This window comes from Streptomyces sp. NPDC101165, assembly GCF_044768135.1.
Taxonomy (GTDB): Bacteria; Actinomycetota; Actinomycetes; order Streptomycetales; family Streptomycetaceae; genus Streptomyces.
In genome coordinates this window covers 196,098-218,304 of record NZ_JBIWPG010000004.1, presented here as the reverse complement: position 1 = coordinate 218,304, position 22,207 = coordinate 196,098, and the positions used below count along the sequence as shown (strand labels likewise).

Below are 22,207 nucleotides of genomic sequence, written 5' to 3'. Positions count from 1 at the left end.
GAGCAGCGCCCTTAGAGGGGCGCTGCTTCTGTCTAAGGCCATAAGTTCCCTGGCCTTGATCGGCCAGGGCATAGCTGCGCAGCGGAGCGCAGCAGCTAACGGCCCCCGAGGGGGCCTTACTAAGGCCATAAGTCGCCGAGGGCCGTTCAGGCAGCCTCGGTGAACCATTCCCGGTCATCGATCCAGCCCAGGCACTCCGAGGAACGGTCACCCGCCAGGAGGCGGAACGTCGTCTTCGCCCCGCGCTTGCTCCCAACCGTCTCGACTTCGAGCCATCCGGCATCGATCAGGGCCTTCACTCCACGCTCGGTATAGCGGCGAAGGTTCCCGGCCCGGTCGCGTACGCCGACAGCATCGGCAAGCGAACGCCACGGAACAGTCACCTCGGATTCGTCGCCGCAGAGGCGGGCTATCTGCCGGGCCACGGCCTGACCGCTACGTGGCACGCATAGAACCGCGTCGGCATACCACAGGGCGGCTTGCCCGGTCGGGGGAGCCGCCTCGGCCGCAAGGGCGAACCCGCGCTTTCGCAGCTTCACTCTGCGCCCCGCGATAGCGTCCGCGTACTGTTCGGCAAAGGTCATCGGTCAGGTTTCCTTTCGGGGGATGCGGGAACAGAAAAGGCCCCGGTTATCCGGGGCCGCTGTGCGGTCTTCTATGCCTAGGTTTTAACCCGCCAGGGGTGGCGGAATCAAGGAAGAGCGTTTAAACGGTCAGGGGGCCGAGCGTGGGCATGGAAAGGCCCCCGAAGCGTTTACACGCGACGGGGGCAAGGGTTGGGAGCGTGGGCGGCCCTACCTACTTCCGCTTATAAGCCATCTGCTTCGGCAGAATGTATTCCGCTTCCGGCTCGATCAACCAGTATCCCTCGGGAACTTGAAGCCCGGTTTCCTTGGCGATCTCGGCAAGCTCAGCCATCTTGCAGACGACTCGTCGGCTCCCGTCTTCCGTGGCCCCCACCGTCACAGTTATGCCGTGCCGTTGCAGGAACACACGCTTCTGTTCGTCATCCTTAGTCGTCCACTCTTCGGAGTAAGTCCGACCCGTCTCCTTCCAGGCCGGGGCATCCTCGGCAGTCTTGATTTCCTCCCTCAGGCGTTCAACCTTGGCCGACTGGAATTCGTGTTGCCCCCAGTAGCGTTCAACCTGAACGTCGGTCTTGAACCGTCCAGCTAGGTAATCGGCTTCCAGTCGGTCTAGCGTCGCTTCGGCCTCGGCAAGCTCGACCTTGGCCTGACTGATCGAATTACCGGCCCGCTCCATAACCGGGAGCGGGCCGAGAGTGAACTTCACGAAAGTCCCAACCGCCATGTCTAGGTCATCGCGGCGAATGCGGCCAGGGTTTGAGCACGTTCCGGTGTTGACGTTGTTGCAGGCGTAGTAGTGATGCACGCGGCCGTTCGGCTTCGTCTTCTTGTTGGACGACATCCGGGCGCCGCAACCCTGGCAGGCAGCCACACCGCCCAGCATCGACCGTGAAGGGGTGGACCGCCTAACCGGACGATCACCCTTGAGGGCGGCCACGAATTCTGACCACTCGGCAAAATCCATCAACGGATCATCAGTGATCCGAACGTTCTCGCCGTTTTCGTCTACGACGTTCTCGCCCTTGTACGTGTAGATGCCGGCCACCGTGGGATTCATAGCTATGGCGCGAATCGCGTTGGCAGTCCAGGCAACGCCCCTCGGATCTTCCCCCTTCACGATTCGAAGATGATCCCGCCAAGTGGGAACGCCACGCTTATTCAGATCAAGTGCGATCTTGTACGACGACCAGTCGCCCTTTAGTCGCTCGACAATCTCTCGGAACAGTTCCGCATACGTGTGGTCCTGAACGAGCTTCTTTCCGCCGCCTTCCTGCCTTTCGAAGCGGTACCCGTACGGCTCGACGCCACCGATCCAAACGCCCTTGGCCTTGCGGGCGGCCGAGCCAGAAAGCGCGCGGGCGCGAATGGTGTCCAACTCGCCTTCGGCAAAGGCGGCGATGATCTGAGCGAACATCTTGCCCATGGGGGTGGACATGTCGATGCCCTCGGTCACGGACACGATGGACTTCCCGTGCTTCTGGCACCACTCGAAGACCTCGCCGAAGTGGCCCGCCTTCCTACTGAGGCGGTCGAGCTTCCAGACGGCCAACACGTCCCACTCGTCGGCCCGCTCGTTGAACCAGGGACCGAGGCCCGGTCGCTTGAAGGGGTGCATCGCACCGGACACGTCCAGGTCTTCCGCCCAGCCCGCAATGCGACCGTCCACGGCGGGGCCAGCAGTCCAGTGCTCTACGGCCTGCCGCTGCTTCTCGGGACTGGTGGTGTCGTCCTTGAGGATGGACAGGCGGACAGCGCCCAGGACCCCTCGGATGCTTGATCATGGCGGCGATCGTACGAGGGTCCACGCTGGCCTGACCGGCGGACGGGGCCCGTCCGCCGGATCCGGCCGGGCGGCCGGCGCATCCCGTCGGGGAAGCGGCCGCCCGGCGCCGGGCCGGTCCGGACCGACCTCGGTCCATGGGTCAGTGGGGTACGCAGCCGAACCAGTTCACCGTGTCGCCGCTGGTGGTGTAGCCCATGCACCTGACGGTTCTGTCGTGCAGCGTCACGGTCCGGTCGACCGGTCCGTTCCGATACTCCCTCTTGTGGAGGGGCTGCACGAGGGTGTCGACCTCGACGGTGTACCAGCGCCGCCCGTTGGACGGCATGTCGCAGCCATGACCGGTCATGTTGCGACTGGGATCGCCGCTCCATACAGGCCGTTCCGCGCGGTCGCAGTAGGCCCTGCCGGCGGCGCCGGCGGTGCCGGCACCCGCGCCCAGCAGAGTCGCCGCGGCTATGGACACCGCCGCGGTGGCGCCGAGCAGGCGCTTCGGAGTGAGGTTCATCGATCGGTCCTCCTGCCAGCCGTGGTGACGGCGGGGAGTCGCCCTGTCACCTTGGGCTGATAGTCACATTTATCCGTGATGTCTGGCCCGGCGGCCGGTGGAGCAGTCCCCCGACCCGGTGACGTCGGTGGTGCCAATGCAGCAGACCGGCGTCACCCCGTCGCCCCGTGCGGCCCACCGTCCGGAACAACCGCCGCGCCCCGATCGCTGACACCGGCATGAGCGAATACCGCATCGAGCACGACTCCATGGGCCAGGTCCGGGTCCCCGCCCACGCCAAGTGGCGGGCGCAGACCCAGCGTGCCGTCGAGAACTTCCCCGTCTCCGGGCAGCGGATCGAACGGGCGCACATCGAGGCGCTGGCCCGGATCAAGGCGGCTGCGGCGACGGTGAACGCCGAGCTGGGGGTGCTGGACAAGGACGTCGCGGAGGCGATCCAGGAGGCGGCCGCCGAGGTCGCCGACGGGAAGTGGGACGAGCACTTCCCCGTCGACGTGTTCCAGACCGGGTCCGGGACCTCGTCCAACATGAACACCAACGAGGTGATCGCCACCCTCGCCACCGAGCGGCTCGGCCGGGACGTGCACCCGAACGACCACGTCAACGCCTCGCAGTCGTCCAACGACGTGTTCCCGTCGTCCCTCCACATCGCCGCCACCGGCGCCGTCACCCACGACCTGATCCCGGCGCTGGAGCACCTCGCCGCCTCCCTGACCCGCAAGTCCGAGGAGTTCGCGGACGTCGTGAAGTCCGGGCGGACGCATCTGATGGACGCGACGCCGGTGACGCTGGGGCAGGAGTTCGGCGGGTACGCGGCCCAGGTGCGGTACGGCGTCGAGCGGCTGCGCGCCTCGCTGCCCCGGCTGGCCGAACTGCCGCTGGGCGGCACGGCCGTCGGGACCGGGATCAACACGCCGCCCGGGTTCTCCGCCGCGGTGATCAGGGAGGTCGCGCGGGCCACCGGGCTGCCGCTCACCGAGGCCCGGGACCACTTCGAGGCACAGGGCGCCCGGGACGGGATCGTGGAGACCAGCGGGCAACTGCGCACCATCGCGGTCGGGCTGACGAAGATCGCCAACGATCTGCGGTGGATGGCGTCCGGGCCGCGCACCGGGCTCGCCGAGATCCGACTGCCCGACCTGCAGCCGGGCTCCTCGATCATGCCGGGCAAGGTCAACCCGGTGATCCCAGAGGCCGTGCTCATGGTCGCGGCCCAGGTGATCGGCAACGACGCGACCATCGCCACCGCCGGCGCCGCCGGGAACTTCGAGCTGAACGTCATGCTCCCGGTGATCGCGAAGAACGTCCTCGAATCCGTGCGGCTGCTCGCGGGCGTGGCGCGGCTGCTGGCCGACCGTACCGTCGACGGCATCGTCGCCGACCGCGAACGGGCCCGCGAGTACGCCGAGTCGTCACCCTCCGTGGTGACCCCGTTGAACAAGTACATCGGCTACGAGGAGGCCGCGAAGGTCGCCAAGAAGTCCCTGGCCGAACGGAAGACCATCCGCGAGGTCGTGCTGGAGAGCGGGTACGTGGAGCGCGGCGACCTCACCCTGGAGCAGCTGGACGAGGCGCTGGATGTCCTGCGGATGACGCGCCCGTAACAAGTGGCCCCGCCCCGTTGAACCGTGACGCCCGCCGCAGCGTCGTATGCCTGCGGCACCTAATATCTGTGCATGACGGACGACGGAGCGGTGAGACGAGTGGCGGCGGGACCTGCGACGCGCTGGACCCCCGGGACCCAGATCCTGTGGCGGTACCGGGAGAACGCCGGCGAGCACTTCCACATCGCGCGGCCCGTCACCGTCGCCCGGGACGACGAGGAGCTGCTCGCGGTGTGGCTGGCACCCGGCACCGAGTGCGTCAAGCCGGTGCTGGCCGACGGCACGTCCGTCCATCTGGAGCCGCTGGAGACCCGCTACACCAAGCCGCGCTCGGTGCAGCGGGACCGGTGGTTCGGCACGGGCGTGCTGAAGCTGGCCCGGCCCGGCGAGCCCTGGTCGGTCTGGCTGTTCTGGGATCCGGGCTGGCGCTTCAAGAACTGGTACGTCAACCTGGAGCAGCCGCTGGTTCGTTGGACGAGCGGCGTGGACTCCGTGGACTACTTCCTGGACATCTCGGTGCACCCGGACCGCAGTTGGCACTGGCGCGACGAGGACGAGTTCGCGCAGGCCCAGCGGGACGGGCTGATGGACGAGGCGACCGCCGGACGGGTACGGACGGCCGGCCGGGACGCGGTGGAGGCGATCGGCGCCTGGGGCCCGCCGTTCTCGGACGGCTGGCAGCACTGGCGCCCGGACCCCTCCTGGGCGGTACCGTCACTCCCCGAGGACTGGGACCGTACGCCCGCGCACGTGTCCTCATGAGACCCTTGATGCGCCCCCGGTCCACAACCGTAGGATCGTCCTCCGCAAGGGGGCGCGACAGTAACTACCGGAGCGTGCGCCGGGCTTGACCAGACGTCACCGAGGGGCGGCAGGACGTGAGCAAGGGGTACGAGGGCAACACCACCGGGGCCTGCCCTGGCCCGGGCGGGTTCTTCGGCGGCACAGGAACAACCTCTGACCACGCGGGAATTCCGTTCCTGGGGCACGTATTCCGGGTATCGGGATTTCGGCGGGACCATCTGCGCGCCCGGCGCGCAGCCCCGGACGGATGGATTCGACACGCGTGACGGAGCACCCCATCTCCTACGAGCGCCCCCAGCCGGGCGCCGACCCCGCGGAGGCCCGCGGGGCGCTCTTGCGTACCCCGAAGCCGCACGGCGCCTCGGCCTTACCGGCCCAGGCCCGGGCGGACGGACCGCCCTCCGGCCCGGGGACGACCGCACCCTGCGGCAAGGGGAACAAGGGGAAGGAGCCCCCAGTCAACGGCCCGGAGCACTCCCAGCCCGCCACCGCGGAACCGATGGGGGCACCTCCCGCGCGAGGGGATTCGAGCGTGGGGGACCACCGCCCGCGCCCCGCGCCGGAAGCCATTCCGCCGCAGCCGGGCGCCGAGGAGGAGCGGGCGCCGGGCGGCCAGGAGCGCCGTACCGGGCGGGGACTGCCGCCGGGGCGGCCGATGCCGATGCGGCGCGACGGGGACCGGCTCAGGTTCGTGGGCGCGGCGACCCGGCGGATCGCCCGTGGCATCGATCTCGACGAGATCGTGATGGGGCTGTGCCGCGCCACCGTGCCGACGTTCTCGGACGCGATCCTGGTCTATCTGCGCGACCCGCTGCCGGTCGGTGACGAGCGGCCCACCGGCCCGGTGGTGCTGCGGCTGCGCCGCACCGACCGGATACCGGACGAACGGGACACCGAGGGCCTGCTGCTCCCGCCGTTCCCGGAGCCGGAGCCCGAGTCGTCGGCGCTCTCGGAGCTGTCGTCGCTGACGACCGAGCTGTGCGAGGTGCGCCCGGGCGGCGCCCTGAACGAGGTGCTGCGCGGGGTGCGGCCGGTGTTCGCCGACGCGCCCGCCGCCCGGGCCGCGCTGCCCGAGTTGCTCGGCGAGGGCGGCGAGGCGGTCGTACCGAGCGGACAGCACGCGATCCTCGCGCCCCTGCGCGGCCGGCGCCGGGTGATCGGCGCGGCGCTGTTCCTGCGCCGTCCGGAGCGGCTGGCGTTCGAGGCGGACGACCTGCTGGTGGCCGCCCAGCTCGCCACGCACAGCGCGCTCGGCATCGACAAGGCGGTGCTGTACGGCCGGGAGGCCTACATCGCCGACGAGCTGCAGCGCACCATGCTGCCCGAGACCCTGCCCCGCCCGACCGGGGTGCGGCTGGCCTCGCGCTATCTGCCGGCCGCGGAGACCGCCCGGGTGGGCGGCGACTGGTACGACGCGATCCCGCTGCCCGGCAGCCGGGTCGCGCTGGTGGTCGGTGACGTCATGGGGCACTCCATGACGTCGGCGGCGATCATGGGCCAGCTGCGCACCACGGCCCAGACCCTGGCCGGGCTCGACCTGCCCCCGCAGGAGGTGCTGCACCACCTGGACGAGCAGGCGCAGCGGCTGGGCACCGACCGCATGGCGACCTGCCTGTACGCCGTCTACGACCCGGTCACGCACCGCATCACCATCGCCAACGCCGGTCATCCGCCGCCCGTTCTGCTGCACCTGGGCGGCCGCGCGGAGGTGCTCAGGGTGCCGCCGGGCGCGCCGATCGGCGTCGGCGGGGTGGACTTCGAGGCGGTCGAGCTGGACGCGCCGGCCGGGGCCACGCTGCTGCTGTACACCGACGGCCTGGTGGAGTCCCGGCTGCGGGACGTGTGGACCGGCATAGAGCAACTGCGCGAACGGCTCGCCGCGACCGCCCAGTTGACCGGTCCGGACCATCCGCCGCCCCTCGAGGCCCTGTGCGACGAGGTGCTGGACATGCTGGGCCCGGGCGACCGGGACGACGACATCGCGCTGCTCGCGGCCCGCTTCGACGGGATCGCGCCGAGCGACGTGGCGTACTGGTCCCTGGATCCGGAGGAGACGGCGCCCGGCCAGGCCCGTCGGCTGGCCCGCCGCGCGCTGGCCCGCTGGGACCTGGAGGAGCTGACGGATTCGGTGGAGCTGCTGGTCAGCGAGGTGGTCACGAACGCCGTGCGCTACGCCTCCCGGCCGGTCACGCTCCGTCTGCTGCGCACCGACGTGCTGCGCTGCGAGGTCGGCGACGACGTCCCGCAGCTGCCGCGGCTGCGCCAGGCCCGGGCCACGGACGAGGGCGGCCGCGGGCTGTACCTGGTCAACCGGCTGGCCCGGCGATGGGGTGCGACCCGGCTGAGCACCGGCAAGGTGGTCTGGTTCGAGCTGAACCGGGCCTGAGGACGGCGAAGGGCGCCCGGGGAGTCCCCGGGCGCCCTTTCCGTGCGCGGATCTACTGGCCGAGCCCGCCGTTGCCCTCGTCGAGCGGATCGGTCGTGGGGTCGCCCGTCGGCGTCCCGGTGGTCGGGACCCCGGTCGTCGGGGTCCCCGTGGTCGGGGCGCCGGTGGTGGGCGTCTGGGTCGGTGTCTGCGTCGGCGTCGTGGACGGGGTCGTGGACGTCGGCGGAGCACTGCTCGGGGTGTTCGACGGGGTCTGGGACGGGGTCTGGCTGAAGGTCGGCGTGTCCGTCGGCTGGACGGCCGCGCCCTGGGTGGTGTTCAGGTCGAACTTGGCCTGGCCCGTGACACCGAATGTGTAAGCCGCCCAGATCTGCGCGGGATAGGTGCCGCCGTTGACCCGGCCGGGCGACGGCAGCAGGCCGGTGGCGCCCATCATGGACACGTGGGCCTTGGTCTTGTTGTCCTCGCCGAACAGGCCGACGGAGGTGACCAGGTCGGGCGTGTAGCCGGTGAACCAGGCGGACTTGTTCTCGTCCGAGGTACCGGTCTTGCCCGCCACCTGCTGGCCGTTGCGCAGCGGGTTGTTCGCCACGTTCCTCTTGGCCGTACCGTCGTCGACCACGCCGGTCAGCACGGAGGTCACCGTGTCGGCGGCCGTGCGGTCGATGACCTGGCTGCCGATCGGGTTGGGGATGTCGACCGAACGGCCCTTCTGCTCCGCCGACTTGAGGATGCCCGGCGTCACCTTGTAGCCATGGTTGTCGAACGTGGCGTAGATGCCGGCCATCTCCAGCGGGCTGGCCCCCATCGAGCCCAGCGTCTGCGCGGGCACCGCCTGCATGCCGTCGGTGTCCATGCCGAGCTGCTTGGCCGTGTCCATCACCTTGGTCATGCCCACATCGACACCCATCTGGGCGAAGACGGAGTTGACGGACTGGTTCATCGCCTTCTGGACGGTGATGGGTCCGTAGTCGACCTTGTCCTCGTTCGGCGGGCCGAAGCCGACCTTGCTGCCGTGGTCGACGACCTGGCGGCCACTGGTGCCGTCGTAGACGGTGTTCGCGGCGATCTGCCTGCCGGTCTGCGTGGTGGCGTTGTTCTCCAGCGCGGCGGCGAGGATGACCGGCTTGAACGTCGAGGCGGGCTGGTAGTCGCGGCGCGTCGCGTTGTTGAAGTAGTGCTTGAAGTAGTCCTGACCGCCGTACAGGGCGACGATCTTGCCGTTCTTGGGGTTCACCGAGACGGCGCCGGCCTGGATGTTGCCGTCGACCTTGCGCTTCTTCGCGTTCAGCTTGCTGGTCAGCTGGGACTTGACCGCCTTCTCCAGCGCGACCTGCTTCTTCTTGTCGATGTTCAGGGTGATGGTCCAGCCGCGGTCCACGACGGCGTTCTCCGCCTGGGCCTGCGTCAGCCCCTGCTGCTTCATGAGCTGCTGTTCGAGCTGCTGGTTGGCGAGCCGGACCAGATAGCCCTTCTGGCCCTCTTCACCGGGCGTCCCCCTGGGGTCCTTGGGGATCGCGTCCTTCTTGAAGTTCATGGCCTGCCGCTTGGCGGGGTCGAGCCAGTGCTGCTTGACCATGTTGTCCAGGACGTAGTTCCAGCGTGCCTCGACCAGCTTCTTGCCCACGGGACCCGCGGCCGCCCAGTCGTACTGGCTCGGCGCCTGGAGCAGCGCGGCGAGGTAGGCGCCCTGCTGGACGCTCAGTTCGGCCGCGTCCTTGCGGTAGTAGGCCTGCGCCGCGGCCTGGATGCCGTAGGCGTTGCGGCCGTAGTAGCTGGTGTTGATGTAGCCCGCGAGGATCTGGTCCTTGGTCATACGGCGGTCCACCTTCAGGGAGATGACCATCTCCCTGAGCTTGCGGGTGACCGTCTGGTCCTGGTTGAGGTAGTAGTTCTTCACGTACTGCTGGGTGATCGTCGAGCCACCCTGGGTGCCTCGGCCGGTCACCGTGTTGAACAGGCCTCGGGCCAGACCCCTCGCGTCGATTCCGGAGTCGTGGTAGAAGGACTTGTTCTCCGCCGCGACGAAGGTGTGCTGGACCTCCTTGGGCACCTTGGCCAGCTCCACGCTCTCGCGGTTCACGTCGCCCACCCGGGCCAGGACCTTGCCGTCGCTGTACTTGTAGACGTTGCTCTCCTGCCTGGCGGCGGCGTTGCCCTCCGGGACGTCCACGACCAGGTACAGCACGATGAAGCCGCCGATGCCCAGCAGGCACAGGCCCAGGAAGGTGCCGAGCATCTTCTTCCAGGTGAAGAGCCGGCGTATTCGGCCCTTGGCGGGCTTGGCACCGGCCGCGGGGGTGGAGCGGCGGCGTTGGGGCGCCGCGCGGTGGCCGCGCTGCCGCGCTCGTCTCTCTTCCGCTCGTCCCATGGCTCTGTACGCTCCGCTTCCTCTCGGGGTCAGCTCCGAAAGCTAACACCCGTCTATATGACAAAGGGCGCCTGATCCGTACTTTTACGGACGTGACAATCAGCACCCGCCCCAAAGAAACCGACGGATTCGGGGTGCAAAAGGTTGCTCCCCACTCGTACGTGTGAACCGTCTCGCATCCAGAGGCCGTCCTGGGCGTGTCGGCCATCCTCACCGCCGCCGGGGCGGCGCGCCGGCACCGGCCGCCTGTTTCCGAACAGTGACAATCGGTCCCCACCTGCATCACCGCACCCCTCGCACACCCCCCGCCATGATCTACACACTCCGCGTATACATGGTGCGTATACACCGTGTGTAGAGTGCTGCCATGTCCATCGGTCACACCCTTCTAGGACTCCTGGAGTCCGGCCCCCGGCACGGCTACGACCTGAAGCGGGCCTTCGACGAGAAGTTCGGTCAAGACCGGCCGCTGCACTACGGCCAGGTCTACTCGACGATGTCCCGCCTGCTGAAGAACGGCCTCGTGGAGGTCGACGGGATAGAGGCGGGCGGCGGGCCCGAGCGCAAGCGGTACGCCATCACCGACGCCGGCATCACGGACGTCGAGCGGTGGCTCGCGACCCCGGAGAAGCCGGAGGAGTACCTCCAGTCGACCCTCTACACCAAGGTCGTCCTGGCGCTGCTGACCCACCGGAACGCCGCCGACGTCCTCGACACCCAGCGCTCCGAGCACCTGCGCAGCATGCGGATCCTGACCGACCGCAAGCGCAAGGGCGACCTCGCGGACCAGCTGATCTGCGACCACGCGCTGTTCCACCTGGAGGCGGACCTGCGCTGGCTCGAGCTGACCGCCGCGCGCCTCGACAAGCTCAGTGCGGAGGTGGCCAAGTGACTCCTCCCCCCGGTTCCCTGCTCATAGCCCAGGACCTGCGCAAGGCGTACGGGCCGACCGTCGCGCTCGACGGCGCCGGGTTCTCCATCCACCCCGGCGAGGTCGTCGCGATCATGGGCCCCTCCGGGTCCGGCAAGTCGACGCTGCTGCACTGCCTCGCGGGGATCGTGCCGCCGGACTCGGGCTCGATCACGTACAACGGGCAGGAGCTCGCGACGATGAGCGACGCCCAGCGCAGTGCGCTCCGGCGGTCCGAGTTCGGCTTCGTCTTCCAGTTCGGGCAGCTCGTCCCGGAGCTGACCTGCGTGGAGAACGTGGCGCTTCCGCTGCGGCTGAACGGAACCTCCCGCAAGGCGGCCGAGAAGGCGGCACTGGGCTGGATGGAGCGCCTCGAGGTCGACAACCTCAAGGACAAGCGGCCCGGTGAGGTCTCCGGCGGTCAGGGACAGCGCGTCGCGGTGGCGCGGGCGCTGGTCACCGGGCCCCGGGTGCTGTTCGCCGACGAGCCGACCGGCGCGCTGGACTCCCTCAACGGCGAGCGCGTGATGGAGCTGCTGACCGACGCGGCCCGTTCGACCAACGCCGCCGTGGTGCTGGTCACGCACGAGGCACGGGTGGCCGCCTACTCCGACCGCGAGATCGTCGTACGCGACGGGAAGTCCCGGGACATGGAGCGGGCTGTATGAACGTTCGCCAGTGGTCCAGGGATCTGGCCATGGGGGGCCGGTTCGCCGTCAGCGGCGGGCGCGAGGGCTGGGTCCGGGTGCTGCTGACGGCGGTCGGTGTCGGGCTCGGCGTCGCGCTGCTGCTGCTGACGACCGCCATACCGAACGCCCTGGCGGTACGGCACGAGCGCGACGAGGCCCGCCTGGACTACACCTACGACCAGAAGCACAAGCCGAAGGCCGCCGACACCCTGGTGATCTCGGATGCCAACTCGAACTACCACGGGTCCGACATCCGCGGCCGTCTGGTGGAGCCCGAGGGGCCGCGGGCACCGCTCGCACCGGGCCTGGCCAAGTACCCGGCACCGGGCGACATGGTCGTCTCCCCGGCGCTGAAGCGGCTGCTCGACTCCTCCGACGGGAAGCTGCTGCGCGACCGGCTGCCGTACCGGGTGGTCGGGACCATCGGCGAGCCCGGGCTCATCGGCTCGCACGAACTCGCCTACTACGCCGGCGCGAAGAACCTGGCACCGCGCATCAACGGCTGGCAGACGGCCCGGATCACCGCATTCGGGAATCCGCATCCGAGCCCGCCCGACAAGACGGACCCCGTGCTGATCCTGCTGGTGCTGGTCGTGTTCGTGGTGCTGCTGATGCCGGTCGCCGTGTTCATCGCAGCGGCCGTACGGTTCGGCGGCGAGCGGCGCGACCGCAGGCTGGCCGCGCTGCGGCTGGTCGGCTCCGACAGCCGGATGACCCGGCGGATCGCCGCGGGCGAGGCGCTCGCGGGTTCCCTGGTCGGACTGGTCTTCGGCACCGTCTTCTTCCTGCTGGGCCGTCATCTCGCCGGTACGGTCGAGATCCTGGACATCAGCGTGTTCCCCAGCTATCTCAACCCGACGCCCGCGCTGGCCCTGCTGGTCGCCGTCACCGTCCCGGCGGCAGCGGTGCTGGTCACGCTGTTCGCGATGCGCGGGGTGGTCATCGAGCCGCTGGGCGTGGTCCGCACGGCCAAGCCCTCGCGGCGCCGGCTGTGGTGGCGGCTGCTGCTGCCGCTGGGCGGCCTCGCGATGCTCGCCCCGATGATCGGCCAGGGCCGGTCGAACGGCGAGTTCAACCAGTACCTGGTGATCGGCGGCGTCCTGCTGCTGCTCGTCGGCGTGACCGCGCTGCTGCCGTGGGTCGTCGAGGCCGTGGTCGTCCGGCTCGGCTCGGGCAATGTCGCCTGGCAACTGGCGGTACGACGGCTGCAGTTGAACAGCGGCTCGGCGGCCCGCATGGTGAACGGCATCGCGGTCGCGGTGGCCGGGGCGGTCGCCCTGCAGATGCTGTTCGCGGGCGTCGAGGGCGACTACACCAAGGTCACCGGCCAGGACGTCACGCGGACGCAGATGCAGGTCCAGATGTCGCGGGGCGACGCCTTCCTCTCGGTCACCGACAAGTTCGCCGCCACCAAGGGCGTACGGAAGGCCACCGCGCTCGGCGATCTCACGGTGGGCGACCAGAGCTGGAACGGCGAGAACGGGCCGAAGACCTCGACGAGCGTGACCGTCGGCGACTGCGCCGCGCTGCGCGACGTGGCGCGGCTGACGTCCTGCCACGACGGGGACGTCTTCGTGGCGCGGGGCGGCGACAAGGGGATGGACGCCGACGCGGCCAAGCTCGCCGAGCCGGGCCGCAAGCTCTACTTCGACACGGGCAACGGCTTCTACAAGGGCCGGGACTTCGTCTGGTCCGTGCCGAGCGGCCTGAAGCAGGTCCGCGCGACCAAGGGCCCGAACGACAACACGGACAGCGGCTTCCTGATGACCCCCGCCGCCGTGCCGCACCGGATGGCCGGGCTGGTCAGCGGTCAGGTGTACCTGTCCCTGGACGAGTCGGTGCCGGACGTGCACGAGTACGTCCGCAACACGGCGGCCCGGATCGACCCGCTGGCGGACACGATCGTGTGGGCGTCCACCGAGAAGTCCACGAAGTTCACCTCCATCCGGACCGGCCTGCTCGTCGGTGCCACCTGCGTGCTGGCGCTGATCGGCGCGAGCCTGCTGGTGTCCCAGCTGGAGCAGCTGCGCGAGCGCAAGAAGCTGCTGTCGGCGCTGATCGCCTTCGGCACCCGGCGGCGCACCCTGAGCCTGTCGGTGCTGTGGCAGACGACGATCCCGATCGCGCTCGGCCTGCTGCTCGCCTCGACCGTGGGGCTGACGCTGGGCGCGGTGCTGCTGAAGATGGTGGGCGCGACGGTGGCCGTCGACTGGGCGAGCGTGCTGACGATGACCGGCATCGGCGCGACGGTCGTCCTCGTGGTCACCCTGCTGAGCCTGCCGCCGCTGTGGCGGCTGATGCGCCCGGACGGCCTGCGCACCGAGTAGCAGGCCCACCGCATGGGCCCTTCCCCGCCGGGAGGGGCCCATGTCCGGTTCCTCACAGGCTGTGCTCGCGCACCACCCTGCGCGCCTGGGCCAGCAGCATGCCGACGTTCACCGACTTACGGCAGACGACGACCGCGACGACGTCCTGCTGCTCGTTCATCCTGACGAACAGGTGGGTGAGGTTGTCGCTGTTGACGAGGATCTCCTGGAAGAAGTGGCTGTCGTCGGAGACCCCGCGGCGCTCCTTGAAGATGTCCTCGATCATCACGACCGTACGCCCCTGGAACAGGTCGAGGGTGGCCCCGGCCAGCAGGTCCAGGACCTCGGGCGGGTGGTTGTCCACGGTCTCGTACGACAACAGCATGCCGGTGGACATGTCGACCACGCCGGCCGCCACGCAGTCGGGCGCGTTCGAACGCAGCGTCTTGACCAGACTCATCACCTGGTCGGAGAAACCCGGAGTCATACGCTTCGTCGCCATCCCTTCACACTCCTTCGGTGGTCTTCTCGGTGAGGATCGTGCCGATGCGGTCGAGGGCCGGCCGGGTCGCCTGGTGCAGGCTCTCCAGGTCGAGTCCCTCGTCACCGAGCACGACCATCAGCGCCGTGTCGCCGACGGCGTAGAACGCGGCACATCCGTGGCTGCCGTAGGCCACCGTCTGCCGCAGCACCCCGCGCGAGGTGGCCTGGGTGGTACGGCGGGCGAGGCCGAGGCCGGCCGCGGCGAGGGCCGCGAGACCCTCCGGGTCTATCGACTCGGCGGTGTCGGACGCGATGAGCAGTCCGTCGGCGGCCGCGACGGCGGTGTCGGTGATGCCTGTCACCTGTTCCCGAAGCCCGCGCATCTCCAGCGCCAGCGCTTCACGATTCATCTGGTGGAACTCCCTTGTTCTTCGATCGGGTTCAGCCGTCGCGGCGGGCTGTCCGCCTCTCTCACTCGGCGGTTGTGTGCCGCAGCCGGAAGAACCCTTTCCAGCTCGTCCCGTTCTTGGGCGGGGCGAGGGCTTCGGTGATGCCGCTGGCGCCGGGCTCGCGGCGCGGCAGGACGGTGGGCACGGGGGGTGGCTCCGGCGGTGGGTCGCGGTGCCGTACGACCTGTACCTCCGGGTGGAGCCGGACCGGGATCTCCGCGGGCGCGCCGGCGCATTCCAGGAACCCCTCGGCGAGCATCCGAGCGACCTCCACCGTGACGGTGTAGACGCCCCGGCCGACACAGAAGGCCAGGTCACGTGCGGTGCGGCGGCCGTCGGCGTGGGCGAGCAGCTCCTGTTGCAGCCCGGTGAGCGGGCGGCCCGTCGGTGCGGCGGGCAGCGGGCGTTCCCGGTCGGGTCCGACCGGGAACGGCAGGGTGGCGAGGGCGGCGAGTTTTCGGGCCGCGTCCTGCACCAGCCGGGCCGGGGTCTCGCCGACGGTGACGGGGGCGTGCGGTTCGGTGCCGACGATGCGTTCGCAGCCGTCCACCCGGCCCGCGACGATGGCGAACGCGGCGTCGTGGAGCGCCATCACGCACACCACCCTGAGCTGAGCGGCCCCGGCGTAGCCGCGGGCGACCAGCGCCGCGGCCGGCCAGCGCGCTCCGTCGGACTCCCGTACCAGCTCGGCCCACCGCTCGGCGTCGATGCGGTCGGTGCGCAGCAGCAGCACTTCGGGGCCGGGGGCGCCGGGACTCTCGGCCGCCACCACGAGTCCGTCCCGCAGGTGGAAGGTGCCGCCGGGACGGCCGGACACCCGCAGCTCTCCGGTGAACTCCGCGTGCCCGCAGGTCGTGAGGGCGTGCGCCAGCCGGTCGTAGCCGACACGGCCCAGGGCGTCCCGCACGTCCGACATCACTCCCCTCGGCTCTTCGCACAGACGCGTGACGCGTCGCACTGAGGGGGTATGTGTATCAGTTCGTAGGCATATTTCAGTCAGGCCTTTCCGACCTGTCCCGAGCTGGCGGAAGTTGACGGTTGATGCCGTCCGACGCGCTTTACCGGAAGCTCATTTGATCGATTCCCGTGCAGGGGTGCCCGGCCCTCAGACGCCGCCGTCCCACACCCGTACGGGCAGCGGACCCAGGACCTCGCGCAGGGCGGTCGCCAGCTCCTCGTACTCCGCGCCGCGGGCCGCGCCGGTGCGCATGGCGAGGGCGATACGACGGCTCGGGGCGGGCTCCGCGAAGGAGCCCGTGAGCAGCTGGCTGCTGCGGGTGGTCTCCAGCTTGAGGGCGGTGCGCGGGAGCAGGGTGCAGCCGAGCCCGCCCGCGACGAGCTGGACCAGGGTGGAGAGCCCGGCGGCCGTGGTGGTGACCGGAGCGTCCTCCCGCCCCGCCTCCCGGCAGATGTCCAGGGCCTGGTCGCGCAGGCAGTGACCCTCGTCCAGGAGCAGCAGGTTGAGTTCCTTCAGTGCCTCGCGCGGGATCCCCTCGCGGCCGCCGAGCCAGTGGTCCAGCGGGGTGACGAGCACGAAGTCCTCGTCGAACAGCGGGAGTTCCACGACCCCCGGCACACCGAGGGGGACGGCCAGCAACAGCAGGTCGAGCCGGCCGGAGTTCAGGCCGTCGATGAGGTTCGCGGTCTGCTCCTCGTGCACCTGGAGGTCGAGCTGCGGGTACCGCTCGTGCACCAGCCGCAGCACGGCGGGCAGCAGGTACGGCGCGACGGTCGGGATCACCCCGAGCCGCAGCACTCCGGTGAACGGCGCCCGGACCGCCTCGGCCTCCTCCAGCAGCGCCCCGACCTCGTCCAGCACCGCCTTCGCCCGTACGGCCAGCCGCTCACCGGCGGGCGAGAGCAGCACCTTGCGGGTCGTACGCTCGAGGAGGGTCACGCCCAGGGTGTCCTCCAGCGCCGAGACCGCGCCGGACAGGGCGGGCTGGCTCATCCCGATGGCGGCCGCCGCGTCCCGGAAGTGCAGATGCTCGGCCACGGCGGCGAAGGCACGCAGCTGTGCGAGGCTCGGCTGCCTCCGTTTGCCGTTACTGATGGTCACTGATAACTACCTCCGATCAACAAGACCGAGTGTAGCTATTTCACTAATCAATGCACCCTGTGCCACCATCAACGGCGTCCAACCCATACGAGAAAACGCCCTCAAAAGGGGCTTTTCTTCGCTGCAAGGAGAGCTAGTGCTCACTGTCGGTGACAAGTTCCCCGAGTTCGAACTGACCGCCTGCGTCTCGCTGGAGAAGGGCAAGGAGTTCGAGTCGATCAACCACAAGACCTACGAGGGCAAGTGGAAGATCGTTTTCGCCTGGCCCAAGGACTTCACCTTCGTGTGCCCGACCGAGATCGCCGCGTTCGGCAAGCTGAACGACGAGTTCGCCGACCGCGACGCCCAGGTCCTCGGCTTCTCCGGTGACTCCGAGTTCGTCCACCACGCCTGGCGCAAGGACCACGACGACCTGCGCGACCTGCCGTTCCCGATGATGGCCGACTCGAAGCACGAGCTCATGCGCGACCTCGGCATCGAGGGCGAGGACGGCTTCGCCAAGCGCGCCGTCTTCATCGTCGACCAGAACAACGAGATCCAGTTCTCCATGGTGACCGCCGGCTCCGTCGGCCGTAACCCCAAGGAGGTCCTGCGGGTCCTGGACGCCCTGCAGACCGACGAGCTGTGCCCGTGCAACTGGAGCAAGGGCGACGAGACGCTCGACCCGGGCGCGCTGCTGGCCGGTGAGTGACCCATGTCGCTCGACTCACTGAAGTCCCGCGTCCCGGACTACGCCAAGGACCTGAAGCTCAACCTGGGCTCGGTCATCGGCAACTCCGACCTGCCCGCGCAGCAGCTGTGGGGCACGGTGCTGGCGACCGCCATCGCCTCCCGTTCCCCCATCGTCCTGCGCGAGCTGGAGCCCGAGGCGAAGGCGAACCTCACGCCCGAGGCGTACACCGCGGCCAAGTCCGCGGCCGCGATCATGGCGATGAACAACGTCTTCTACCGGACGCGTCACCTGCTGTCGGACCACGAGTACGGCACCCTGCGCGCGGGCCTGCGGATGAACGTCATCGGCAACCCGGGCGTGGAGAAGGTCGACTTCGAGCTGTGGTCGTTCGCGGTCTCCGCGATCAACGGCTGCGGGCTGTGCCTGGACTCGCACGAGCAGGTGCTGCGCAAGGCCGGGGTCGACCGTGAGGTCGTCCAGGAGGCGTTCAAGATCGCCTCGGTGATTCAGGCGGTCGGTGTCACGCTGGACGCGGAGGCGATTCTCTCCGAGTAGTCCGGCCGTGGCTTCCCGGGACCCCGCTCACATCTCGTGGGCGGGGTCTTCCGCGTGTTGCGCGCCGTTGCCGACGGGTGTGACCCCGGACCCGCCATCGGCCTCAACGGCCTCGTCCTCAAACGCCGGACGGGCTGACTGAAGCTGAGCCTCCTGCGAGTACTGCCGCAGATAACCCACCACCGTGTTCGTCACCGCCACCAGCGGTACGGCCACCACAGCGCCGCCGATGCCCGCCACCATGCCGCCGGTCGCCACCGTGAGGACCACCGCGAGCGGATGGACACGGACCGCGCGGCCGAGGATGAACGGCTGCAGGACGTGGCCCTCGATCTGCTGGACGGCGAGGACCACGGCGAGGGTCATGACGGCCGCGAAGACACCCTGCGTCACCAGCGCCACGATCACCGCCAGCGCGCCGGAGGCGACGGCGCCCACGAGCGGGATGAACGAGAACAGGAAGATGAAGACGGCCAGCGGGACGGCCATCGGCACGTTCAGGAAGTAGATGCCGATGCCGATGAAGATGGCGTCGATGAGAGCCACCAGGACCGTGCCGCGGACGTAGGCCGTCAGGGTGCGCCAGGCGCGCGGGCCGGCGCCGGCCACGCCCGGGCGGGCGGCGGCGGGCACCAGCTTGAGGAACCACTGCCAGATGCGCTCGCCGTCGTAGAGCAGGAACAGCGTCGAGAAGAAGACCAGCAGGATGCCGGTCAGGGCCTCGACGATGACCTGAACGCCCTCCAGACCGGCGGACGTTATCTGGTCGGCGTTGGCGCCGATCGCCTCGCGGAGGTTCTTGGCGATCTGGTTGATCTGCTTGTCGGTGACGTGGAAGGGGCTCTTCAACAGCCAGTTGCGCAGGTCGTCGATGCCGCTCTGGATCTGGGTGGAGAGCGTGTCGATGTTCTCCATGACCTGCCAGGTCACGAACCAGCCCATCAGGCCCATGACGACGAAGCCGAGGATGGCGGTCATCGCGGTGGCCGGACCGCGCGGCACCCCGCGGCGCCTGAGCCGGGCGACCGTCGGCTGGAGCAGGGCGGTGATCAGCAGAGCGATGACGAAGGCGAAGACCACCAGTTGTACGGCGCTGATGACCCGCATGAGGACCCACACGGTGCCGGCCAGGACCAGCAGCCGCCAGCCGGCCTCGGCCGCGACGCGCACACCCCAGGGCACGGCCTGGGCGGGGTCGGGTCGGGGGCCGGACGGAACGGCGGGCCGGGGTGCGGGCACCACCGGGTCGGCGGGCCGCTCGGCGAGGGCGGGTTCGGGGGCGGTGTCCTGCTCCACCTCGGCGCGGCGCTCGTCCAGCCGCTCGCTCATCTCGGTCAGTCCGGCACCGAGCCGACCGAGCCACCCTGGCACTCGCGACATCATCCGCCCTCTTCCCCCGCGTCCCCGCCACCACTCCCCCCTGGAGTCGTTCGGGTACGACCGTACAGGGCGAAAGCCCCTCCCCCTAGGACGGGGAGGGGCTGCGCAGGGTTGAGCCAGAGCCGGGCGGCCTAGTACCAGTGGTTGGCCTGCCAGAACGACCAGGCCTCACAGGGGCTGCCGTACCGGCTGTTCATGTAGTTGAGGCCCCACTTGATCTGCGTGGCCGGGTTGGTCTGCCAGTCGGCGCCGGCGGACGCGTACTTGCCGGCGGGCAGGGCCTGGAAGAGACCGTAGGCACCGGAGGAGGCGTTGGTCGCGTGGTAGTTCCAGCTGGACTCGTGGTCCACGATGTTGCTGAAGCACTGGAACTGGCCGCTCGCGACCATCTGCCGCGCCATCGCCTGGATCTGCGCGACGGTGTAGTTGCTCTGCACGGGGAAGCTGGAGGAGTCGCGGGTCGACCGGGTGGTCGCCTTCTTCGCCTCCGCGCGGGCCTTGGCTTCCTTCTCCGCCTTCTCGGCGGCAGCCTTCTTGGCGACCGCGGTCTCGGCGGCGGCCTTGCGGGCAGCTGCTTCGGCGTCCTTCTTGGCACTCACGTCCGCGGCGATGGCCTGCGAGTCGGCCTGCTGCGTCAGGGACGCGGTCTGCACCTGGGCCTGCTGACCCGCGGGTATGTCCGCGAGGAGCGTGGTGTCGGCTGCCGTCGCCTCGGCGTCGTTGGGCTGCGCGGTGCTGCCCGAGGCAACGCCGACAACGCTTCCGACGGCGGTGACCGCGGTGGCCGATGCCACTGCGAATCCCCGGACCGAAATCCGGCTCACACGGTTTCCTTCCAGCATCGCCCGCTTCGGTGACCCTGGCGGACGCAATCGTGCCCCTTGGCACTGGCCTCCCAACTGCGGGGTCACGGGAGGCGCGGGCCCGGTGGGCAACTCCCGCGAGGGGAGCGCCGCATGATGCTCGGGCGGCATACGACGACTCTATGGAGTTGAAGGTGGTGCTTCTGTGGTGCCGTACCGCTGGGGGTACAGGTGTGTCGTATGCGGGGCCTGACAGGAGTGAGACTCTGCCGTAACCCGACACCGGGTGGCAATTCTGAGTTGCGTGTGAAAGCTCACACCTCGTTTGCCCCCAGGGATTTCAGGAAACCCCCACACGCGAAGGCGCCGCCCGGCTAGGCTCTTGACCTTTGCCGGACGGCGCCAACAGGCGTACGTCATATGTACGTCAGATGTGACCGTCCTCCAGCATTTCGGTCACAAGCGCCGCAATCTGGGACCTCTCGGAACGCGTCAACGTGACGTGCGCGAAGAGGGGATGCCCCTTCAGCTTCTCCACGACGGCGACCACACCGTCGTAGCGGCCTACGCGCAGATTGTCCCGCTGTGCCACGTCGTGGGTGAGAACGACCCGCGAATTCGCGCCGATTCGGGACAGAACGGTCAGCAGGACGTTCCGTTCCAGCGACTGCGCCTCGTCGACGATCACGAACGCGTCGTGCAGGGAGCGGCCCCGGATGTGGGTCAGGGGCAGGACCTCCAGCATCCCGCGCGCGGTGACCTCCTCGATGACCTCACGGCTGGTGACCGCGGAGAGCGTGTCGAAGACGGCCTGTGCCCAGGGGCTCATCTTCTCCGCCTCGGAGCCCGGCAGATAGCCCAGCTCCTGCCCGCCCACCGCGTACAGCGGCCGGAAGACCATCACCTTCTGGTGCTGACGGCGCTCCAGGACCGCCTCCAGACCCGCGCACAACGCGAGCGCCGACTTGCCGGTGCCGGCCCGGCCGCCCATCGAGACGATGCCGACGTCCGGGTCGAGCAGCAGGTCGAGCGCGATGCGCTGCTCGGCGCTGCGGCCCTTGATGCCGAACGCCTCCCGGTCGCCGCGCACCAGACGGACGTTGCCCTCGGCGGAGATCCGGCCGAGCGCCTTGCCGCGCTCGGACTGGATGGTCAGGCCGGTGTGCACGGGGAGGTCGGAGACCTCCGGGACGTACAGGTGGCCTTCCTCGAAGAGGATGTCCACCTGCTCGCCGGAGAGCGTCAGTTCGGACATTCCGGTCCAGCCGGAGTTCTCCGTGATGGCGAGTTCGGCGCGGTACTCCTCGGCCAGCAGACCGACGGAGGAGGCCTTGATCCTGAGCGGCAGGTCCTTCGACACGACGGTGACGTCGTACCCCTCGGCCTGCAGGTTCCGGGCCACCGCGAGGATGCGGGAGTCGTTGTCCCCCAGGCGGTAGCCGGTGGGCAGCACGCTGGGGTCCGAGTGGTTGAGCTCGACACGGATCGTTCCGCCCAGCTCCCCGATCGGGATGGGGGCGTCGAGGCGACCATGCTTGACCCGGTAGTCGTCCAGCAGGCGCAGGGCCTGACGGGCGAAGTACCCGAGCTCGGGATGGTGCCGCTTGGCCTCCAGCTCCGTGACCACGACGATGGGGAGCACGACCTCGTGCTCGTCGAAGCGGGTCAGGGCGTTCGGGTCGGCCAGCAGAACGCTGGTGTCGAGAACATACGTGCGCCGGTCTGACTTGTGGCGCTTTGTGCTGGTCACCACGGAAGGACGTACCCCCTCGGATGAGGTCGGGGAGCGACGAAGTGGAAGCCGGGCCGGGAGGGAGGGAGCATTGCGACCGGTCCCTGGCCCCCGCGAACGGCGGGCCG

General features: G+C 69.4%; 19 protein-coding genes. 8 read left to right on the top strand and 11 right to left on the bottom strand.

The window, feature by feature from the left end:
- Window positions 1-146: 146 nt before the first annotated feature.
- From ACIRVH_RS10115 to ACIRVH_RS10105, 3 genes are all read right to left on the bottom strand, one after another.
- On the bottom strand, window positions 147-584 hold the full coding sequence (locus ACIRVH_RS10115; protein ID WP_403950394.1) for a hypothetical protein: 438 nt from the start codon (window positions 582-584) through the stop codon (window positions 147-149).
- Between the two features lie 214 nt (window positions 585-798).
- Window positions 799-2,331 carry a recombinase family protein gene (locus ACIRVH_RS10110; RefSeq protein ID WP_403950977.1) on the bottom strand — a complete coding sequence of 511 codons (1,533 nt, stop codon included), beginning with the start codon at window positions 2,329-2,331 and terminating at the stop codon, window positions 799-801.
- A gap of 178 nt (window positions 2,332-2,509) precedes the next feature.
- Entirely contained in the window at window positions 2,510-2,875 is a 366-nt protein-coding gene (locus ACIRVH_RS10105; RefSeq protein WP_403950392.1) for a hypothetical protein, read from the bottom strand.
- A gap of 218 nt (window positions 2,876-3,093) precedes the next feature.
- On the opposite strand from ACIRVH_RS10105, the gene ACIRVH_RS10100 reads away from it, so the two are divergent.
- The 3 genes from ACIRVH_RS10100 to ACIRVH_RS10090 all read left to right on the top strand — a co-directional run bounded on the left by ACIRVH_RS10100 (window position 3,094) and on the right by ACIRVH_RS10090 (window position 7,669).
- Window positions 3,094-4,479 (top strand): class II fumarate hydratase, encoded by a 1,386-nt coding sequence (locus ACIRVH_RS10100; protein ID WP_403950390.1) that lies wholly within the window; start codon window positions 3,094-3,096, stop codon window positions 4,477-4,479.
- 72 nt (window positions 4,480-4,551) lie between these two features.
- Window positions 4,552-5,241, top strand: a complete 690-nt coding sequence (locus ACIRVH_RS10095; protein WP_403950388.1) for a DUF402 domain-containing protein — start codon at window positions 4,552-4,554, stop codon at window positions 5,239-5,241.
- A gap of 289 nt (window positions 5,242-5,530) precedes the next feature.
- Complete coding sequence (locus tag ACIRVH_RS10090) at window positions 5,531-7,669, top strand: SpoIIE family protein phosphatase (RefSeq protein WP_403950387.1); 2,139 nt, start codon at window positions 5,531-5,533, stop codon at window positions 7,667-7,669.
- 52 nt (window positions 7,670-7,721) lie between these two features.
- Here ACIRVH_RS10090 and ACIRVH_RS10085 read toward each other — a convergent pair whose 3' ends face one another.
- Window positions 7,722-10,040: a transglycosylase domain-containing protein gene (locus tag ACIRVH_RS10085; protein WP_403950383.1), complete on the bottom strand. Its 2,319-nt coding sequence runs from the start codon at window positions 10,038-10,040 to the stop codon at window positions 7,722-7,724.
- A 367-nt stretch (window positions 10,041-10,407) separates the two neighbouring features.
- On the opposite strand from ACIRVH_RS10085, the gene ACIRVH_RS10080 reads away from it, so the two are divergent.
- Genes ACIRVH_RS10080 through ACIRVH_RS10070 form a run of 3 tightly spaced genes read left to right on the top strand, consistent with a single transcriptional unit; the run spans window position 10,408 to window position 13,966 of the window.
- Window positions 10,408-10,932 (top strand): PadR family transcriptional regulator, encoded by a 525-nt coding sequence (locus tag ACIRVH_RS10080; protein WP_403950381.1) that lies wholly within the window; start codon window positions 10,408-10,410, stop codon window positions 10,930-10,932.
- A complete protein-coding gene (locus ACIRVH_RS10075) occupies window positions 10,929-11,618 on the top strand; it encodes an ABC transporter ATP-binding protein (RefSeq protein ID WP_403950378.1) in 690 nt (229 codons plus the stop codon). Before ACIRVH_RS10080 ends, ACIRVH_RS10075 begins: the two co-directional genes overlap by 4 nt.
- Complete coding sequence (locus ACIRVH_RS10070; protein ID WP_403950375.1) at window positions 11,615-13,966, top strand: ABC transporter permease; 2,352 nt, start codon at window positions 11,615-11,617, stop codon at window positions 13,964-13,966. The genes ACIRVH_RS10075 and ACIRVH_RS10070 overlap by 4 nt, the downstream gene beginning before the upstream one ends.
- A gap of 52 nt (window positions 13,967-14,018) precedes the next feature.
- On the opposite strand, the gene ACIRVH_RS10065 is transcribed toward ACIRVH_RS10070, so the two are convergent.
- The 4 genes from ACIRVH_RS10065 to ACIRVH_RS10050 form a co-directional block, all read right to left on the bottom strand.
- Window positions 14,019-14,447 (bottom strand): hypothetical protein, encoded by a 429-nt coding sequence (locus ACIRVH_RS10065; protein ID WP_403950372.1) that lies wholly within the window; start codon window positions 14,445-14,447, stop codon window positions 14,019-14,021.
- Between the two features lie 4 nt (window positions 14,448-14,451).
- Complete coding sequence (locus ACIRVH_RS10060; protein WP_403950369.1) at window positions 14,452-14,838, bottom strand: roadblock/LC7 domain-containing protein; 387 nt, start codon at window positions 14,836-14,838, stop codon at window positions 14,452-14,454.
- Between the two features lie 61 nt (window positions 14,839-14,899).
- A complete protein-coding gene (locus tag ACIRVH_RS10055; RefSeq protein WP_403950367.1) occupies window positions 14,900-15,793 on the bottom strand; it encodes a MarR family transcriptional regulator in 894 nt (297 codons plus the stop codon).
- 189 nt (window positions 15,794-15,982) lie between these two features.
- Window positions 15,983-16,936 (bottom strand): LysR substrate-binding domain-containing protein, encoded by a 954-nt coding sequence (locus tag ACIRVH_RS10050; protein WP_403950364.1) that lies wholly within the window; start codon window positions 16,934-16,936, stop codon window positions 15,983-15,985.
- Window positions 16,937-17,072: 136 nt separating this feature from the next.
- Here ACIRVH_RS10050 and ACIRVH_RS10045 point away from each other — a divergent pair, with 136 nt between their 5' ends.
- Together ACIRVH_RS10045 and ACIRVH_RS10040 are read left to right on the top strand one after the other, a co-directional pair.
- Window positions 17,073-17,627: a peroxiredoxin gene (locus ACIRVH_RS10045; RefSeq protein WP_403950362.1), complete on the top strand. Its 555-nt coding sequence runs from the start codon at window positions 17,073-17,075 to the stop codon at window positions 17,625-17,627.
- A gap of 3 nt (window positions 17,628-17,630) precedes the next feature.
- The gene (locus ACIRVH_RS10040; protein ID WP_403950360.1) at window positions 17,631-18,164 is read left to right on the top strand and encodes an alkyl hydroperoxide reductase; all 534 of its coding nucleotides are present in this window, start codon (window positions 17,631-17,633) and stop codon (window positions 18,162-18,164) included.
- A 27-nt stretch (window positions 18,165-18,191) separates the two neighbouring features.
- Here ACIRVH_RS10040 and ACIRVH_RS10035 read toward each other — a convergent pair whose 3' ends face one another.
- The 3 genes from ACIRVH_RS10035 to ACIRVH_RS10025 form a co-directional block, all read right to left on the bottom strand.
- On the bottom strand, window positions 18,192-19,544 hold the full coding sequence (locus ACIRVH_RS10035) for an AI-2E family transporter (RefSeq protein ID WP_403950974.1): 1,353 nt from the start codon (window positions 19,542-19,544) through the stop codon (window positions 18,192-18,194).
- A gap of 131 nt (window positions 19,545-19,675) precedes the next feature.
- Complete coding sequence (locus tag ACIRVH_RS10030) at window positions 19,676-20,368, bottom strand: transglycosylase SLT domain-containing protein (RefSeq protein ID WP_403950358.1); 693 nt, start codon at window positions 20,366-20,368, stop codon at window positions 19,676-19,678.
- Window positions 20,369-20,774: 406 nt separating this feature from the next.
- The gene (locus ACIRVH_RS10025) at window positions 20,775-22,100 is read right to left on the bottom strand and encodes a PhoH family protein (RefSeq protein WP_403950356.1); all 1,326 of its coding nucleotides are present in this window, start codon (window positions 22,098-22,100) and stop codon (window positions 20,775-20,777) included.
- Window positions 22,101-22,207: the final 107 nt, after the last annotated feature.